General features: G+C 73.1%; 14 protein-coding genes. 7 read left to right on the top strand and 7 right to left on the bottom strand.

Annotation, left to right across the window (positions count from 1 at the left end; translation table 11 throughout):
- Nucleotides 1–34 precede the first annotated feature (34 nt).
- From ACZ3IJ_RS00130 to ACZ3IJ_RS00120, 3 genes are read left to right on the top strand one after another with little or no spacing between them, the layout of a single operon-like run.
- On the top strand, nt 35–1,348 hold the full coding sequence (locus ACZ3IJ_RS00130) for a cytochrome ubiquinol oxidase subunit I (protein WP_467465363.1): 1,314 nt from the start codon (nt 35–37) through the stop codon (nt 1,346–1,348).
- 11 nt (nt 1,349–1,359) lie between these two features.
- Nucleotides 1,360–2,136 (top strand): cytochrome d ubiquinol oxidase subunit II, encoded by a 777-nt coding sequence (locus tag ACZ3IJ_RS00125; protein WP_467465362.1) that lies wholly within the window; start codon nt 1,360–1,362, stop codon nt 2,134–2,136.
- A 21-nt stretch (nt 2,137–2,157) separates the two neighbouring features.
- Nucleotides 2,158–4,335, top strand: coding sequence for an MMPL family transporter (locus ACZ3IJ_RS00120; protein WP_467465361.1), 2,178 nt, complete (start codon nt 2,158–2,160; stop codon nt 4,333–4,335).
- A 73-nt stretch (nt 4,336–4,408) separates the two neighbouring features.
- Here the strand turns inward: ACZ3IJ_RS00120 and ACZ3IJ_RS00115 are convergent, their stop codons facing one another.
- Both ACZ3IJ_RS00115 and ACZ3IJ_RS00110 read right to left on the bottom strand, forming a co-directional pair.
- Nucleotides 4,409–5,554: an AI-2E family transporter gene (locus tag ACZ3IJ_RS00115; protein ID WP_467466233.1), complete on the bottom strand. Its 1,146-nt coding sequence runs from the start codon at nt 5,552–5,554 to the stop codon at nt 4,409–4,411.
- Nucleotides 5,555–5,817: 263 nt separating this feature from the next.
- Nucleotides 5,818–6,012 carry a DUF3046 domain-containing protein gene (locus ACZ3IJ_RS00110; RefSeq protein WP_352192006.1) on the bottom strand — a complete coding sequence of 65 codons (195 nt, stop codon included), beginning with the start codon at nt 6,010–6,012 and terminating at the stop codon, nt 5,818–5,820.
- 79 nt (nt 6,013–6,091) lie between these two features.
- On the opposite strand from ACZ3IJ_RS00110, the gene ACZ3IJ_RS00105 reads away from it, so the two are divergent.
- A complete protein-coding gene (locus ACZ3IJ_RS00105; protein ID WP_467465360.1) occupies nt 6,092–7,021 on the top strand; it encodes a hypothetical protein in 930 nt (309 codons plus the stop codon).
- Nucleotides 7,022–7,095: 74 nt separating this feature from the next.
- Here the strand turns inward: ACZ3IJ_RS00105 and ACZ3IJ_RS00100 are convergent, their stop codons facing one another.
- Genes ACZ3IJ_RS00100 through ACZ3IJ_RS00090 form a run of 3 tightly spaced genes read right to left on the bottom strand, consistent with a single transcriptional unit; the run spans nt 7,096 to nt 9,117 of the window.
- On the bottom strand, nt 7,096–7,404 hold the full coding sequence (locus tag ACZ3IJ_RS00100) for an AzlD domain-containing protein (protein ID WP_467465359.1): 309 nt from the start codon (nt 7,402–7,404) through the stop codon (nt 7,096–7,098).
- Entirely contained in the window at nt 7,401–8,174 is a 774-nt protein-coding gene (locus tag ACZ3IJ_RS00095) for an AzlC family ABC transporter permease (RefSeq protein WP_467465358.1), read from the bottom strand. Before ACZ3IJ_RS00095 ends, ACZ3IJ_RS00100 begins: the two co-directional genes overlap by 4 nt.
- A gap of 10 nt (nt 8,175–8,184) precedes the next feature.
- Entirely contained in the window at nt 8,185–9,117 is a 933-nt protein-coding gene (locus tag ACZ3IJ_RS00090) for an AraC family transcriptional regulator (RefSeq protein ID WP_467465357.1), read from the bottom strand.
- A 91-nt stretch (nt 9,118–9,208) separates the two neighbouring features.
- Between ACZ3IJ_RS00090 and ACZ3IJ_RS00085 the strand changes: the two genes are divergently transcribed.
- From ACZ3IJ_RS00085 to ACZ3IJ_RS00075, 3 genes are read left to right on the top strand one after another with little or no spacing between them, the layout of a single operon-like run.
- Entirely contained in the window at nt 9,209–13,846 is a 4,638-nt protein-coding gene (locus ACZ3IJ_RS00085) for an ATP-dependent helicase (RefSeq protein WP_467465356.1), read from the top strand.
- Nucleotides 13,847–13,864: 18 nt separating this feature from the next.
- Complete coding sequence (locus ACZ3IJ_RS00080) at nt 13,865–14,653, top strand: Fpg/Nei family DNA glycosylase (protein ID WP_467465355.1); 789 nt, start codon at nt 13,865–13,867, stop codon at nt 14,651–14,653.
- A 36-nt stretch (nt 14,654–14,689) separates the two neighbouring features.
- Complete coding sequence (locus ACZ3IJ_RS00075) at nt 14,690–15,454, top strand: SDR family NAD(P)-dependent oxidoreductase (RefSeq protein ID WP_391801096.1); 765 nt, start codon at nt 14,690–14,692, stop codon at nt 15,452–15,454.
- Here ACZ3IJ_RS00075 and ACZ3IJ_RS00070 read toward each other — a convergent pair.
- The gene (locus ACZ3IJ_RS00070) at nt 15,402–15,746 is read right to left on the bottom strand and encodes a hypothetical protein (protein ID WP_467465354.1); all 345 of its coding nucleotides are present in this window, start codon (nt 15,744–15,746) and stop codon (nt 15,402–15,404) included. The two genes, ACZ3IJ_RS00075 and ACZ3IJ_RS00070, sit on opposite strands and share 53 nt — an antisense overlap.
- 133 nt (nt 15,747–15,879) lie before the next feature.
- Nucleotides 15,880–16,350, bottom strand: coding sequence for a Dps family protein (locus ACZ3IJ_RS00065; protein WP_467465353.1), 471 nt, complete (start codon nt 16,348–16,350; stop codon nt 15,880–15,882).
- Nucleotides 16,351–16,479 lie beyond the last annotated feature (129 nt).

Here is a 16,479-nt window from a genome sequence, read left to right as displayed (position 1 = left end):
GCGGGCCCCGGAGCCGTACGCCGACGCTTGCGGGGTGAATCCAGACGTCCTCGATCTCGCCCGGCTGCAGTTCGCCCTCACGGCGGGCGGCCACTTCCTCTTCGTCGCGCTGACGCTGGGGCTCGCGACCGTGGTCGCCGTCCTCCAGACGGTGGCGACCGTCGGACGGAAACCGCTGCACGCGCGCATGGTCCGCTACTGGGGCCAGCTGTACGTGATCAACTACGCGGTCGGGATCGTCACGGGCATCGTGATGGAGTTCCAGTTCGGGCTGAGCTGGAGCGGCCTGACGCACTTCGCGGGCAACGTCCTCGGCGCCTCGCTCGCGGTCGAGACGATCGTGGCGTTCTTCGTCGAGTCGACCTTCCTCGGCCTGTGGATCTTCGGCTGGCACCGCTTCAACCGCTGGGTCCACCTGGCGATGATCTGGGTCGTCACCCTGACCGCGTACCTCTCGGCGTACTGGATCCTCGTCTCCAACGGCTTCCTCAACAACCCGGTCGGGTACCGGACCGAGGCCGGCAAGCTCGTCCTGGACGATCCGGTCGCCGTGCTCACCAACCCGTCGGCGCTGCTCGCCTTCGGGCACATCGTCGCCGGGGCGCTGCTCACGGCCGGCTTCTTCGTGGCCGGTGTCAGCGCGTACCACCTGTTCCGGCGGTCGCCCGAGTGGGAGTTCTTCGGGCGGAGCCTGCGGATCGGGGTCTTCCTCTCCTTCCCGGCACTGGTGGTCACGGCCGCGTTCGGAGGCGTCCAGCTGGCGGCACTCCGCACCCTCCAGCCCATGAAGTCCGCGGTGTTCAGCCAGAAGTCGGCCGAAATCGCTCAGATACAGGCGGACATGGTCGTCCGCTTCGGCCCCGGCGACTACGTCCCCTCCGAGGCGTGGACCCGTGGCGGCGGCCTGGTCATGCTCCTCAGCTTCGCCCTGATGATGTACCTCACCTTCGCCGGCGTGATCCTCGCCTGCTTCAAGAAGGTCGTCTTCCGCTTCCGGCTCTGGCACCTGGTCCTCATGGCGGCCGTCCCGCTGCCCTATCTCGCGATGATCAGCGGCTGGGTCTTCCGCGAGACGGGCCGCCAGCCCTGGGTCGTGTACGGCCTCCTGAAGACCGAGGACGCGGTCTCCGACCTCTCCCCCGGCGCGATGCGCGCCTCCCTGATCGTCTTCACCACCCTCTTCGGCCTGCTCGTCGTCCTCAACGCGTGGCTGCTCGCCCGGCACGCCCGCCGGGGCCCGGTCGACCAGGGGCTCGGTCACGACGACCGGAACGGCGACCGGCGCGGCCCGGAGGATCCGGACGGTCCCGATGATCCCGCCGACTCCCTGCCCGCCACCCGCTACTGAGGAGACCGGCCGTGGAAACCCTCGCCATCGCCCTGCTCGCCTTCTTCGCCACCGGCTACTTCGTACTCGCGGGCGCGGACATCGGAACCGGAATGCTCACTCCGTACCTCGGCCGCACCGACCACGAGCGGCGCCTCGTCATCACCTCCTTCGCGCCCTTCTTCCTGGGCAACGAGGTGTGGCTGATCGCCACCGCGGGCGTCCTCGTCGGCTGCTTCCCGGACGTCGAAGGGGAGCTGCTGTCCGGCCAGTTCACGGTGGTCGTGCCCCTCCTGACCGGCTGGATCCTCCGTGACGCCGGACTCTGGTCGCGCGGACGCGGGCCGGGGCCCCGCTGGCGGGCGGTCTGCGACGGGGTGGTCGTCTGCGGCAGCTGGACGGTCGCGCTGGCCTGGGGGTGGCTGCTGGCCGCACCGCTGACCGGCGCGCCGTACGAGCGGGCCTCCGGGCCCACCGCGGTCCTCGTCGCTCTCGCCGTGGCCGCCCTGTTCGCCGCGCACGGGCTCGGCTTCGCCGCTCTCCGGCTCACCGGAGCGCCGTACGAACGCGCCCGGCTCCTGGTGGGGCGGACCGGGCCCCGGCAGTCGTTCGCCCTCACCGCGGTCCTCCTCGGAGCCCTGCCGCTCCTCGCCGGTACGGCCCTTCCGCTCACCGAGCGGGCCGCCGACGGCGCCACGCTCGCCCTGCTCGTCCCCGCTCTGCTCGGCGTCACCCCGCTCATCGCCGCCGCCCAGGTGTGGACCTGGCGCACTTTCCGGCACCGGGTGACCCGTCCCTCGTACCTGTGACTCCCAGAAGGGGAAACCATCATGACCAGCACGCGGGACACCGGTCCCACGACGAACCCGGCGAGTCCGCCGAAGCCACCGGCCCGGCGGGGAAGCGTCTTCGAGCGCCTGGCCACCTTCTCGTACCGCCACCGCTGGTCCGCCGTGCTGCTGTGGATCGTGGTCGTGGTCGCGGCGACCGGTGCCTCGACGGCCGTCGGCAGCGCTTACCACAACGACTTCTCGCTGCCCGGCACCGATTCGCAGTCCGCGCGGACCGTCCTGGAACGGCACGGCTCCGCCCAGGCCACGGACGCCACGCTGCAGATCGTCGTCAAGGACGAGCGGGGTGTCCGTGAGAAGACGGTCCAGGCGCGCGTGGAGGGTCTTCTCGACACGGTCGAGGATCTCCCGGGAGTGACGGACGTGCGCGGTCCGTACGAGGAGAGGGCCGCGGTCTCCGGGGACGGAGCCGTCGGGTACGCGACCGTCACCCTCGAGGGACCGGCGGAGAACACCGACCGCGCCGAGGTCCTGAAGATCATCGACACCGTACGGGCGGCACAGGGCGACGGGCTGACCGCCGCCGTCGGCGGGGACGCGGCCCGCGGCGCCGAGGAGGGCGGCGGCGGAGCGGCCGAGGGCGCGGGCATGCTGGGAGCGCTGGTGATCCTGGTCTTCCTGTTCGGCTCCCTGGTCGCGGCGAGCCTGCCCGTGGTGACCGCGGTCTTCGCGGTCGGCAGCTCCATCGGGCTGATCGCCCTCGCCTCGCACCTCGCGGACGTCGCCGACTTCACCCCGCCGATCATGATGCTGGTCGGCCTCGGCGTCGGCATCGACTACGCGCTGCTGATCTTCTCCCGCTACCGGGGCGAGCTGCTGCACGGCGCGGAGCCCGAGCGGGCGGCGCGCACCGCACTGGACGCGGCGGGGCGCACGGTCTTCTTCGCCGGCTGCACGGTGATCATCGCGCTGATGGGTCTGGTCGCGCTCGGACTGGGCTCGCTGCAGGGCGTGGCGCTCGCCGTCGCCCTGACCGTCCTCGTCACGATGGCGGCCTCGCTCACGCTGCTCCCTGCGCTGCTCGGGATCTTCGGCCGGCGCGTCCGGCGGCAGGTCGCCAGGCGCGCGGCGAAGGCGACGCGCGAGGAGGGCGCCCGGTGGCGCGGCTGGGCGACGGCGGTGCAGAAGCGGCCCTGGGCGGCGCTGCTGGTCTCGGTGGCGGCCCTCGGTGCGCTGGCGGCGCCGGCGCTCGACATGCGGCTCGGCTTCGCCGACGCGGGGAACGACGCCCCGGCGAAGTCCAGCAGGCAGGCGTACGACCTGCTGGCCGAGGGCTTCGGGCCGGGCCTCAACGGGCCGCTGATCGTGGTCGCGGACGGTGGCGGCGAGCGGGCCGCGAGCGCCCTGCGCCAGGCCCTGGAGAACACGGAGGGCATCGCGGCGGCGAGCGCCCCGATCCCGACGAAGGACGCGGCGGTCTCCACGGTCATCGCCTTCCCCGAGTCCGCTCCCCAGGCCGAGGCGACCTCGGAGCTCGTCGACCGGCTGCGGTCCGACGTCCTGCCGCCGGTGGAGCGGGCGACGGGCGCCGATCTGCTGGTCGGCGGTCCGACGGCGGCGACCGAGGACTTCGCCGCGACCGTCGCGGACCGGATGCCGCTCTTCGTCGCGATCGTCGTCGGTCTCTCGGCGCTCCTGCTGCTCCTCGTCTTCCGGTCCGTCCTCATCCCGGTCAAGGCGGCGCTGCTCAACCTCGTGAGCATCGGAGCGGCCCTCGGGGTGATCACCCTGGTCTTCCAGCACGGCTGGTTCGGCGTGCAGCCGGGCCCGATCGAGGCGTTCATCCCCGTGATGATCTTCGCGATCGTCTTCGGACTCTCGATGGACTACGAGGTCTTCCTGCTCTCCCGGATCCATGAGGAGTGGGAGCGCACCAGGGACCCGCAGGGCGCGGTACGGGAGGGCCTCGCGGCGACCGGGAAGGTCATCACGGCCGCCGCGGCGATCATGATCGTGGTGTTCTCGGCCTTCGTCCTCAGCCCCGACCGGATGCTCCAGCAGTTCGGCCTCGGCCTCGCGGTGGCGATCCTGCTGGACGCGGTGGTCATCCGCTGTCTGATCGTGCCGGCGGTCATGCAGCTGCTCGGGCGGCGCGCGTGGTGGCTCCCGGCCCCGCTGGAGCGGATGCTGCCGAAGGTGCGGCTGGAGCACCACTGACGCGGGCGGCCGGCCACGCGGGCGGTCACCCCCGCGCGTGACCCGGTCGCGGGTGCCGGATCGGCCGGCAGGGTCAGGTGCCGTCCTCCCCGGACGCCGCCTGGCCCTGCTTCTTCTTGTGGTGCAGCGCCTTCTGCACCCGGGCCACGACGGCCTCGCCGTAGCGCCGGTGGCCGTGGACGCGCGGATCGTCGGTCACGTCGTAGCGCTTCACGTAGGCGCCGAGGAAGGCCTGGAGCGTGGCGACGGCCGGGATCGCGATCAGCGCGCCGACCGCGCCGAGCAGCGCCGTACCGGCGATCACCGAGCCGAACGCCACCGCCGGGTGGATGTCGACGGTCTTGGACGTCAGCTTGGGCTGGAGGACGTAGTTCTCGAACTGCTGGTAGATCACGACGAAGCCCAGCACCCACAGCGCGTACCAGGGGTCGACGGTGAAGGCGATCAGCATCGGCAGCGCGCCCGCGAGGTAGGTGCCGATGGTCGGGATGAACTGCGACACCAGGCCGACCCACACGGCGAGCGCGGGCGCGTACGGCACGTCGAGGATCTCGAAGAGCACGAAGTGCGCCACACCGGAGATCAGTGCCATCAGGCCGCGCGAGTACAGGTAGCCACCGGTCTTGTCGACCGCGATCTCCCAGGCCCGCAGCACCTCGGTCTGCTTGGCCGGCGGCAGGACGGAGCACAGCGCCCTGCGGAGCCGGGGCCCGTCGGCCGCGAAGTAGAACGCGAAGAGGAAGATCGTCAGGAGCTTGAACAGACCGCCGAGGAGGGTGGCGGAGACGTCCAGGACACCGGAGGCGCTGTTCTGCACGTACTTCTGCAGCCAGTCGGAGCGCAGCAGGCTGTCCTGCACCTCGACCCGGGACAGCTCCGTGTGGAAGTGCTGGTTCGTCCAGTTGATCAGAGAGTCGAGGTATTTCGGGAAGTTCTCGACCATGTCGACGATCTGGCCCGCGAGCATGGAGCCCAGCAGGACGACGAAGCCGACCCCGAACACCAGGACGGCGAGGAACACCAGGAACGTGGCGAGTCCTCGCCGCATGCCACGGGCGGCCATCCGCCCGACGGCGGGTTCGATGGCGAGGGCCAGGAAGAAGGCGACCAGGACGTTGATGAGGAGCCCGACGAGCTGGTAGAACGCCCAGCTGCCGAGCTGGAAGCAGGCGTAGAGCGCGAGGGCGAGCACCAGGGCGCGCGGCAGCCAGCGGGGCATCCGGGCGGGGGGCGCGGACACGCCGCCGGAGCCCGGCCCACCGGAGCCGGATCCCCCATCCGCCGCGGCCGCCGCCACGGGCCCGGGCGTCGCGGGCCCGGGGTCGCTGTCCGCGGCCGACCGCGCCTTGGGGGGACGGCCGGTCACGGCCTGGCCGGGGGGCCCGTCGGCGGTCGTCGTGCCTGTCTCGTCGGTTTCGTCAGTCGGAGCCACCCGGCCAGTCTCGCGCACCGCGCGGACATTCCCTCCCCGCCCGGGCCGGGTCAGCGCTTCTCGGCCGGTACGTCCATGGCCGCGCAGACCGCCCGCCACACGTCCTTCGCCTCCCAGCCGGCGTCCAGTGCCTCGTGCACCGTACGTCCGCCCAGTTCGGACATCACATGGTCCCGTGCGAAGGACTCGGCGTAGGAGCCACCGAAGTGGTCCGCCATCCGCTCCCAGAAAATCGTCAACCGCATGACCCCAGTATCCCGCCCCCAAGAGTGCAGCCGGGCCGGTATGCCTTGTCACACGTCCCGGGCGGCCTACGGTCGGACCATGGCTGGAACTCCTCTCGCGGTACCGCACCCCACGCCGCTCGCACGCGCCGAACAGTTCGTCTGGCTGACGGCCCGTGTGCTCGAACAGCGCCGGTTCGCCTACCACTTCCTCCGCGGCGGGGCGGAGCCCGTCGAGGTCGCGCTCACCGCGTACCTCAACGAGGACGGCGGTTACGGACACGCGCTCGAACCGGATCTGCGCGGTCCGGTCAGCCAGCCGCTCCACACCGTGCACGCGCTGCGGGTCCTGGACTCCATCGGCCGCTGCGGCGGCCTGCGGGTCGAACGGATCTGCCGCTACCTCACCGAGGTGTCCACGCTCGACGGGGCGCTGCCCGCGATCCATCCGTCGCAGCGCGGCTATCCGAGCGCGCCTTTCGTACCGATCGTCGACAACCCGCCGAGCGCGCTGCTGTCCACGGGCCCCGTGGTCGGACTGCTCCACCGGAACCAGGTCTGGCACGCCTGGCTGTTCCGTGCGACCGAGTTCTGCTGGTCGGCGGTCGAGTCGCTGGAGAAGTCGCACCCGTACGAGATCGAGGCCGCCGTCGCCTTCCTCGACGGGGTCCCCGACCGGTCACGGGCGCAGTCGGTGGCCGACCGGCTCGGGCGACTGGTGCGGGACCAGGGTCTGGCGGCCCTGGATCCCGACCGGCTCGACGAGCTCCCCGTCGCGCCGGGGTACGCGCCGGGCGAGCACCACTTCCCGTACGACTACGCGCGCGTGCCGGACTCGCTGGCGCGCCGCTGGTTCACGGGGGAGGAGATGGCGCGCTCCCTCGACCACCTGGCGGCCGGCCAGCAGGAGGACGGCGGCTGGCCCGTCACCTGGCGCGAGTGGGCCCCGGGCACGGCCCTGGAGGCACGTCCGATGGTGACGATCGAGGCCCTGCGCACCCTGCGCGCCCACGGCCGACCCATCGCCTGAGGCGCGTGCCGCGGAATCGCGGAGGGCGCGAGGGGGTGGGAGCGGGCGGCTCGGTCGGTCCGAGGGGCGCGCCGTCAGCCGCCCAGCGCCCGTACCCCCGCCGTGACGAGGACGGCCGCGGCCACGACGACCAGGAAGGGGGCCCGCAGGACCAGGGCCACGGCCGCGGCCGCCACCCCCGCCGCGCGGGCGTCCAGGGTGAGGCCGGCCCCCGCGCCGAAGGTCTGCTGGGCCGTGAGTGCCGCCAGCAGCGCCACGGGCACCAGGGCCGCCAGACGCTGGACGAGCGGTCGTTCGAGGGTGCCGGCGGGCACCAGGAGCCCGAGCAGCTTGACCAGGTAGCAGCCGACGACGGTGAGACCGATCGCGATCCAGACGGTCATCGCTCCTCCCCCTTCCGGGAGCCGCCCGAAGCGCCCGGACCGTCCGTCCCGTCCGTCCCACCGGCCATGCGCCGGCCTCGCAGCCACAGCACCGCCGGTGCGGCGAGCGCCGCCGCGAGGACCGGGACGCCGGCCGGAAGTACGGGCAGCAGCCCGAGGCCGAGCAGGACGGCGAGCCCCGCCGTGTACCGCTCCGTCGCCGTCTTCAGCATGGGCGCGAGCAGCGCGAGGAACACCGCGGGCCCGGCCGCGTCCAGGCCCCACGCCTCGGTGTCGCCGATGGCCTCGGCCCCGAGGGCGCCGAGCAGGGTCGTCAGGTTCCACAGGACGTAGAGCGTGAGTCCGGTGACGGTGAAGCCGATCCGCGCGGCCCGCCGTGTCGGCTGGGCGAGCGCCACGGCGGTCGTCTCGTCGATGACCCACTGCGCGGCGAACGGCCTGACCGCGCGGGGCAGGGCGAGGAGCTGGGACAGGCGCAGGCCGTAGAACGCGTTGCGGGTGCCCAGGAAGAAGGCGCCCGCCGCGGCCGTGAACGGGTTCCCGCCGGCCGCGAGCGCTCCCACCAGCGCGAACTGCGAGGCGCCGGTGAAGACGAGCAGGCTGAGCACGCAGGTCTGGAGCAGGGTGAGGCCGGATCCCGCGGCGGTCACGCCGAAGGCGAAGCCGGAGAGGCCGACGGCGATCCCGACGCCGAGCGCGTCGCGCACCACCGCCGAGTCCGTCTTGCCGGCGCTCTCCCGTATGACTGGGGTTGCTGTCTGTTCTGCCACGCCGACGACGTTACGTACGCCGGCCGCCTGCGGTCTTGTACGTTCTTGCACCCCACGTTCCCGCCCCGGCGGTCCCTGTCTCCGCCGCGCCGCCCCGCGGGCCCCCACTCTCGCGCGAGCCCGCGCCACCCCGCGAGCGCTGGTACGCCCCCGGCGGGACGCCCACACTCCGTACGAAGTGCCGGTTGAGGTGCGACTGATCGGTGAAGCCGACCGTGACGGCCGCCTCCGCCGGTGCCGTCCCGGTGTCGAGCAGGTGGCGGGCCCTCCGCACGCGCGCGTCGGTGAGCCAGGTGTGGGGCGGCATCCCGTACGCGTCCCGGAAGGCCCGCAGCAGGGCGAAGGGACTGGTGCCGAGATCGGCGGCGAGCCGCTCCAGGGTCGGCGGGTCGATCATCCGCTCCTCCAGGACCGCACGCGCGCGTGCCGCGTTACGGGCGCCGGCCGAGCGCGGGGCGAGCGGTGCGATCCGGCCCCCGTGGCTGCGCAGCATCCTGGCGGTGACCAGCCGCAGGAGGCTGTCGGCGGCCAGCGCGTTGCCCTCCTCGGCGGCCCGGTGGACCCCGATGACGAGCTGCGCCGCGTACGGGTCGTCCACGACCGGGTCGGTGAACCCGACGTCCCCCCGCAGCGCGATGGTGTCGGCCGCGATGGACCGGATCAGCTCCGCGTCGGGGTAGATCGTCCGGTACGTCCAGCCCTCGGGCACGCCCGCGTGGCCGGTGTGCGGGGTGTCGGGGTTGACCAGGGCTATCTGGCCGGGCCCGGCGTGCACGAGGTCGTCGCGGTAGTGGAACGCCTCGACGCCGTCGGTGATGGCGGCGAAGACGAAGGACTCGTGCGTGTGCCGGGCGAAGGCCTTGCGGACGTAGTGGGCGTGCAGCAGATCGACCCCCGGCAGCTCGGAGTACTGCCAGTACCGTGCCCGCTCCCCAGTCGCCATGTCTCCATTCTCCGCCACGGACCGGCGCCGCCACCAACCCGGTTTCCCCAGGTCCGGGCGGTTGTCAGTGGCGGGGTGCACGATGGGTGGCATGGTCAGGTCCGCGCTCGACTCGTTCTCCCCCGCGACCCGCGGTTGGTTCACCGGGGCCTTCCACGCGCCCACCGCCGCGCAGGAGGGCGCCTGGCAGGCCATCGGCGCGGGCTCGGACGTGCTCGTGGTGGCCCCGACGGGGTCCGGCAAGACCCTGGCCGCCTTCCTCGCCTCCCTCGACCGGCTGGCCTCCACCCCACCGCCCGCCGACCCCAAGAAGCGCTGCCGCGTGCTGTACGTCTCGCCGCTGAAGGCCCTGGCCGTCGACGTCGAGCGCAACCTCCGCTCCCCGCTGACCGGTATCCGTCAGGAGTCGGTCCGGCTCGGGCAGCCCGAGCCGGACGTCCGGGTCGGGATCCGCTCGGGCGACACCCCGCCCGCCGAGCGGCGCGCGCTGGCCACGAAGCCGCCGGACATCCTGATCACGACCCCCGAGTCGCTGTTCCTGATGCTGACGTCCGCCACGCGGGACGCGCTCGCCGGGATCGAGACGGTGATCCTGGACGAGGTCCACGCCGTGGCCGGGACCAAGCGCGGCGCGCATCTCGCGGTCTCCCTGGAACGTCTCGACGAGCTGCTGCCCCGTCCCGCGCGCCGCATCGGCCTGTCGGCGACCGTCCGGCCGGTGGACGAGGTGGCCCGCTATCTCTCCCCGCAGCGCAAGGTGGAGATCGTCCAGCCGCCGTCCGGCAAGGAGTTCGACCTGTCGGTCGTCGTGCCGATCGAGGACATGGGGGAGCTCGGAGGCTCACCCGCCTCCGAGGGCACGGACGGCGGCGACAAGCCGTCGATCTGGCCGCACGTCGAGGAGCGCATCGCCGATCTCGTCCAAGCCCACCGCTCCACGATCGTCTTCGCGAACTCGCGCCGGCTCGCCGAGCGCCTCTGCAACCGGCTCAACGAGATCGCGTACGAGCGGGCGACGGGCGAGCCCCTTCCGGAAGGGTCGCCGCCGGCCGAGATCATGGCACAGTCGGGCGCCGCCCAGGGCGCGCCGGCGCTCCTCGCCCGCGCCCACCACGGCTCGGTCTCCAAGGAGCAGCGCGCGCAGGTCGAGGAGGACCTGAAGGCGGGCCGGCTGCCCGCCGTGGTGGCCACGTCCAGCCTGGAGCTGGGCATCGACATGGGCGCGGTCGATCTGGTCGTCCAGGTCGAGTCGCCGCCGTCGGTCGCCTCGGGTCTCCAGCGCGTGGGCCGCGCCGGACACCAGGTCGGGGCGGTCTCCACGGGCGTGGTGTTCCCGAAGTACCGCGGTGACCTGGTCCAGGCCGCCGTGGTCACCGAGCGGATGCGCAGCGGGTCCATCGAGTCGATGCGTATCCCCGCCAACCCGCTGGACGTGCTCGCCCAGCAGCTCGTGGCGATGGTGGCCCTGGACTCCTGGCAGGTGGACGACCTGCTGGCGACGGTCCGCCGCGCGGCGCCCTTCGCCTCGCTGCCCGAGTCCGCGTTCACGGCCGTCCTGGACATGCTGGCCGGCCGCTATCCCTCCGACGCGTTCGCCGAGCTGCGTCCCCGCGTGGTCTGGGACCGGGTGGCCGGGACGGTCACGGGCCGTCCCGGTGCCCAGCGGCTCGCCGTCACCTCCGGCGGGACCATCCCCGACCGTGGCCTGTTCGGGGTCTTCCTCGCCGGTTCCGACCCCAAGAAGGGCGGCGGCCGGGTCGGGGAGCTGGACGAGGAGATGGTGTACGAGTCCCGGGTCGGCGACGTCTTCACGCTGGGCACCACGACCTGGCGGATCGAGGACATCACCCGGGACCGGGTCCTGGTCACCCCGGCTCCCGGTGTACCGGGCCGGCTGCCGTTCTGGAAGGGCGACCAGCTCGGCCGCCCGCTGGAGCTGGGGCGCGCGGTGGGCGCGTTCCTGCGCGAGGTCGGCTCGCTCGAACCGGAGGACGCCCGGCTCCGGCTGGTCTCCGCCGGTCTCGACGCCTGGGCCGCCGACAACGTCCTCGCCTATCTGGCCGAGCAGCGCGAGGCATGTGGGCATGTGCCGGACGACCGGACGATCCTGGTGGAGCGGTTCCGCGACGAGCTGGGGGACTGGCGGGTCGTCGTCCACTCACCGTTCGGGGCCCAGGTGCACGCCCCGTGGGCGCTGGCCCTGGGGGCCAGGCTCTCCGAGCGGTACGGCATGGACGCCCAGGTGATGCACGCCGACGACGGGATCGTGCTGCGTCTGCCGGACGCCGATCTGATGGGCCTGGACCTGCTGGACCAGGAGCCGGTCGACCCCGGGCGGCACCTGGACACCACGTTCGACGCCGACCGGGCCCCGATCGGCGCGGCGGACGCGCTCTTCGACAAGGGCGAGATCGGCCAGATCGTCACCGACCAGGTCGGCGGCTCCGCCCTGTTCGCGTCCCGCTTCCGCGAGTGCGCGGCCCGCGCCCTGCTGCTGCCGAAGCGCAACCCGGGCAAGCGCACCCCGCTCTGGCAGCAGCGCCAGCGCGCTTCCCAGCTGCTCCAGGTCGCCAGCGAGTTCGGCTCCTTCCCGATCGTCCTGGAAGCGGTCCGCGAGTGCCTCCAGGACGTCTTCGACGTTCCCGGACTCGAAGAGCTGATGGGCGACATCGAGTCCCGCCGCGTCCGTCTGGTCGAGGTGACCACGACCGAGCCGTCGCCGTTCGCCCGCTCCCTGCTCTTCGGCTATGTCGCCCAGTTCCTGTACGAGGGAGACTCCCCGCTCGCCGAGCGCAGGGCGGCCGCGCTCTCCCTGGACTCGCGGCTCCTGGCCGAGCTGCTCGGCCAGGCGGAGCTGCGCGAACTGCTCGACGCGGAGGTGCTGACGGAGCTGGAGCGGGAGCTCCAGTGGCTCAGCGAGGACCGCCGGATCAAGGACGCGGAGGGCGTCGCCGACGCGCTGCGGGTCCTCGGCCCGCTCACCGAGGCCGAGTTGACCGAGCGCGGCGGCGAGCCGGACTGGGTCCACGAGCTGGGAGCCGCCCGCCGGGCCATCCGGGTCCGGATCTCGGGCACGGAGCACTGGGCGGCGATCGAGGACGCCGGCCGGCTGCGGGACGCCCTCGGCACGGCCCTGCCGGTGGGTGTGCCCGAGGCGTTCACCGAGCCGGTGAAGGACCCCCTGGGCGATCTCCTGGCCCGGCACGCGCGCACGCACGGCCCGTTCACCTCCGCCGCGGCCGCCGCCCGCTTCGGTCTCGGCGCCGCCGTCACCGACGGAGCTCTCCAGCGGCTGGCCGCGGCGGGGCGCGTCGTCCAGGGCGAGTTCCACCCGTCCGGGATCGGCCAGGAGTGGTGCGACGCGGCCGTGCTGCGCCGCCTGCGCCGCCGCTCGCTCGCCGCCCTCCGGCACGAACTGGAGCCCGTGGCTCCGGCCGCGCTCGCCACGTTCCTCCCCCAGTGGCAGCACCTGGGGAGCAACAGCCTGCGCGGGATCGACGGACTGGCCCGTGCCGTCGAGCAGTTGCAGGGCGCGCCCGTACCGGCCTCGGCCCTGGAGAAGCTCATCCTGCCGTCCCGGGTCCGGGACTACTCCCCCGGTCTCCTGGACGAGCTGACGACCACCGGCGAGGTCGTCTGGGCGGGGGCGGGAGCCCTGCCGGGCAAGGACGGCTGGATCTCGCTCTATCTGGCCGACGCGGCCCCGCTGTTGATCCCGCCTCCGCATCCGCTGGAGCTGACCGCCCTCCACGAATCGGTGCTCACCGCCCTCTCCGGCGGGTACGGCCTGTTCTTCCGCCAGATCGCCGACCAGGTCCGGGCCACCACCCACCCCGACGCGACCGATCCCCAACTCTCCGACGCGGTCTGGGACCTGGCCTGGTCGGGCCGGCTCACCAACGACACCCTCGCGCCCCTGCGCTCCCTCCTCGGCTCGGGCCGTACGGCGGGATCCACCGCCCACCGCGCCAAGCGCACGATCCCGCGCGGCCGCTACGGCACGCTCACGGCGGCCGCCCGGCCCGTCTCCCGGACCGGCCCGCCGACGGTCAGCGGCCGCTGGTCCCTCCTTCCGCCCGTCGAGCCGGAGGCGACGCACCGCGCCCACGCGCTCGCCCGCACGCTCCTGGACCGGCACGGCGTGGTCACGCGGGGCGCCGTGGCCGCCGAAGGTGTCGAGGGCGGGTTCTCGGCGACGTACCGCATCCTGTCCGCCTTCGAGGACAGCGGGCAGGCGCGGCGCGGCTATGTGGTGGAGGGTCTGGGCGCCGCCCAGTTCGCGATGGACGGGGCCGTGGACCGGCTCCGCGCCTCGGCGACCGCCCGGGACAGGGGCGCCGAGGCCGGGACGGGCCCGCGCGCGGTCGTACTGGCCGCCGCCGACCCGGCCAACGCGTACGGGGCGGCGCTGCCCTGGCCCGAGCCGCCCAGCGGCGCGGGGCACAAGCCCGGCCGCAAGGCGGGCTCGATGGTGGTGCTGGTCGACGGGGAGCTCACGCTCTACATGGAGCGCGGAGGCAAGACGCTGCTGTGCTGGCCCGCCGACCCCGAGGACCCGGCGCTGAGAGCCGCGGCCGAGGCCCTGGCCGCCGCGGCGCTCGCGGGGTCGCTCGGCACGGTCACGGTGGAGCGGGTCAACGGCTCCCCCGCGCTCACCTCTCCGCTCGCCCGCCCGCTGGAGGGGGCCGGGTTCCACGCCACGCCGCGAGGGCTGCGCCTGCGCCCGTAAGAGATCCATCATGGAGCCATGCCCGAAGGAGACACCGTCTGGCGGACCGCGCACCGTCTGCACACCGCGCTGGCGGGCCGCGTCCTGACCCGGTCCGATCTGCGGGTGCCCCGCTTCGCCACCGCCGATCTCACCGGTCGCGCCGTCCTGGACGTGACTCCGCGCGGCAAGCACCTCCTGACCAGGTTCGAGGACGGGCTGACGCTCCACTCGCATCTACGGATGGACGGCTCCTGGCGAGTGTTCGCCACCGGTGAGCGCTGGAGCGGTGGCCCGGCACACCAGATCCGGGCGATCCTCGGCAACACCGAGCACACCGCGGTCGGCTACCGCCTCCCCGTCCTGGAGCTGATCCGCACGGCCGACGAGCAGAGCGTCGTCGGCCATCTGGGCCCGGACCTCCTCGGCCCGGACTGGGATCCGGCGGAGGCCGTACGGCGACTCACCGCCGACCCCGCCCGTACGCTCGGCGAGGCCCTGCTCGACCAGCGGAATCTCGCGGGCATCGGCAATGTCTACAAGTCCGAGCTGGCGTTCCTGGCCGCTGTCACGCCCTGGCTCCCGGTGGGCGAGCTCGCTCCGGACGTCCCCGAACGGCTGGTCGCCACGGCCCACCGTCTCCTGGAGGCGAACAAGGACCGTCCGGAGCGGCGCACGACCACGACCCGCCATCCGGCGCACCCCCTCTACGTCTACGGACGCGAGCACCGCGCCTGCCTGCGCTGCGGCGCCTCCGTACGCCGCGCCGAGCTGGGGGACCGCGTCACGTACTGGTGCCCCGGCTGCCAGGAGGGACCGACCCACTAATTGACGGGCCGTCAGATTTGGTCGTACGGTCCCGTCATGGCCCTCACCGCGTACGACCTCACCGGCCGCACCGCCTTCGTCACCGGCGCAGCGAGCGGAATCGGCCGCGCGACCGCCGTGCTCCTCGCCCAGGCGGGCGCCACCGTCCACTGCGCGGACCGCGACGAACTCGGCCTGCGTGAGACCGCGAAACTCGTCACCGAACAGGGCCGCACCGCGCACACCCACGTCCTCGACGTCACCGACCGCACGGCCCTCGCCACCGCCGTCGCGAGCGCGGGCACGCTCCACACCATGGCCGCCGTCGCCGGGATCATGCATACGAGCTCGGTCCTGGAGACCCGCGACGAGGACCTCGACCGCATCCTCGCGGTCAACTTCAAGGGGGTACTCCACGCCTGCCAGGAGGCGGCCCGCTCGATGATCGCGACCGGGACCCCGGGCTCCATCGTCACCATGGCCTCGGGCGCCATGGACACCGCGAGCCCGGGCCTGCTCTGCTACAGCGTCACCAAGGCGGCCGTCGTCCAGCTCACCAAGACGCTGGCCACCGAGGTCGGGCGGCACGGCATCCGGGTCAACGCGATCGCCCCCGGCTGGATCCGTACCCCCATGACCGACCGGCACGAGCCCGCCGCCCAGGAGCAGGCGGAGGCGGCCATGGCCCGCCACTCCCCCTTGGGCAGGGTGGGCGAACCGGAGGACATCGCGCACGCGGTCCTCCACCTCGCGTCCGACGCCGCCTCCTTCACGACGGGTCAGATCCTCCGCCCCAACGGCGGCGTCGCGATGCCGTGGTGACCTGTGCGCCCGCTGCGCCCTCCACGGCCCGTCCGCCATCCCCCCGAACAGCGTGCGGACCGCCGACGCCCCCGCGTCCGGCGCTCACCCGTCCGCCCGCGGCGGCGGACGCCGTCACGTGCACCGGCAGCAGACTCAGCCCCCAGCCGCCGGCCGCGACCGCCCCCTCCACCAGTCCCGCCTGATCGGGAACCAGCACCAGTCGCAGCACCGCCCACCACCACAGCCCGCCGGCCACCAGCCCGCCCGCCACCCACGCGAGCACCACCAGCGGAACCCGTCGCCGTACCATGGCCGCCTCCTGCGGTCGACGCTAGACCGGAGGTATCACCCGGCGGGAGGGCGCACCGGAGGCAGACCCGGCGCACAAAGCGCACGACGCGGGCGCCACACCAGGCGCGCCCGGCACGGAACGGGGCGCCACGTCAGGCGCTCTCGGCCTGGAACATCCAGGCATGCTTCTCGAGGTCGGCGGTGAGCGCGATCAGGATGTCCTGCGTCACCGGATCCGGCTCGTCCGTGGCCTCGATGCGCTCGCGCATGCGGGCGATCACCGCGACCAGGGCGTCGACCAGGATCTTCACGGCCTCGACGTCCTTGATCCAACCGGTCGGGACGTCGCCGATGGCGCTTCCGGAGGCCACGGAGGCGGCCCTGCCGTCCGGGTTGACACCGATCGCGGACGCCCGTTCAGCCACCACGTCGGAGTGCTGACGTGCGGTGACGACGACTTCGTCGAGCTGCAGATGGACCGAGCGGAAGCGCGGTCCGACCACGTTCCAGTGCACCTGCTTGGCGACGAGGCTGAGGTCGACCAGATCGACCAGCGCCCCCTGCAGGGCATCGCCGACCGTCTTCCGGTCGGCCTCGGAAAGCGAACTCTTCACCACGGACATGCGTGTTCTCCAACCAGTCGTACGGTTTCCCACCATGGCACGCCTGACCGAAATCGGGCATCTCAAACCCAGCCGAAAGAACTCCGCCAACCCCCCTCAACAGCACTAAAGCCCCGGTGGATGCCCACA

This window comes from Streptomyces sp. NPDC013317, assembly GCF_055563155.1.
This window is presented reverse-complemented; position numbering and strand designations above follow the sequence as displayed.

What these genes read in the sequence shown, in the direction of transcription:
- ACZ3IJ_RS00075 (WP_391801096.1), top strand. Translation starts at nt 14,690, where the DNA reads ATGGCCCTCACCGCGTACGACCTCACCGGCCGCACCGCCTTCGTCACC.
- ACZ3IJ_RS00090 (WP_467465357.1), bottom strand. Translation starts at nt 9,117, where the DNA reads ATGGCGACTGGGGAGCGGGCACGGTACTGGCAGTACTCCGAGCTGCCG.
- ACZ3IJ_RS00120 (WP_467465361.1), top strand. Translation starts at nt 2,158, where the DNA reads ATGACCAGCACGCGGGACACCGGTCCCACGACGAACCCGGCGAGTCCG.
- ACZ3IJ_RS00080 (WP_467465355.1), top strand. Translation starts at nt 13,865, where the DNA reads ATGCCCGAAGGAGACACCGTCTGGCGGACCGCGCACCGTCTGCACACC.
- ACZ3IJ_RS00065 (WP_467465353.1), bottom strand. Translation starts at nt 16,350, where the DNA reads ATGTCCGTGGTGAAGAGTTCGCTTTCCGAGGCCGACCGGAAGACGGTC.
- ACZ3IJ_RS00105 (WP_467465360.1), top strand. Translation starts at nt 6,092, where the DNA reads ATGGCTGGAACTCCTCTCGCGGTACCGCACCCCACGCCGCTCGCACGC.
- ACZ3IJ_RS00070 (WP_467465354.1), bottom strand. Translation starts at nt 15,746, where the DNA reads ATGGTACGGCGACGGGTTCCGCTGGTGGTGCTCGCGTGGGTGGCGGGC.
- ACZ3IJ_RS00085 (WP_467465356.1), top strand. Translation starts at nt 9,209, where the DNA reads ATGGTCAGGTCCGCGCTCGACTCGTTCTCCCCCGCGACCCGCGGTTGG.
- ACZ3IJ_RS00110 (WP_352192006.1), bottom strand. Translation starts at nt 6,012, where the DNA reads ATGCGGTTGACGATTTTCTGGGAGCGGATGGCGGACCACTTCGGTGGC.
- ACZ3IJ_RS00100 (WP_467465359.1), bottom strand. Translation starts at nt 7,404, where the DNA reads ATGACCGTCTGGATCGCGATCGGTCTCACCGTCGTCGGCTGCTACCTG.
- ACZ3IJ_RS00115 (WP_467466233.1), bottom strand. Translation starts at nt 5,554, where the DNA reads ATGCCCCGCTGGCTGCCGCGCGCCCTGGTGCTCGCCCTCGCGCTCTAC.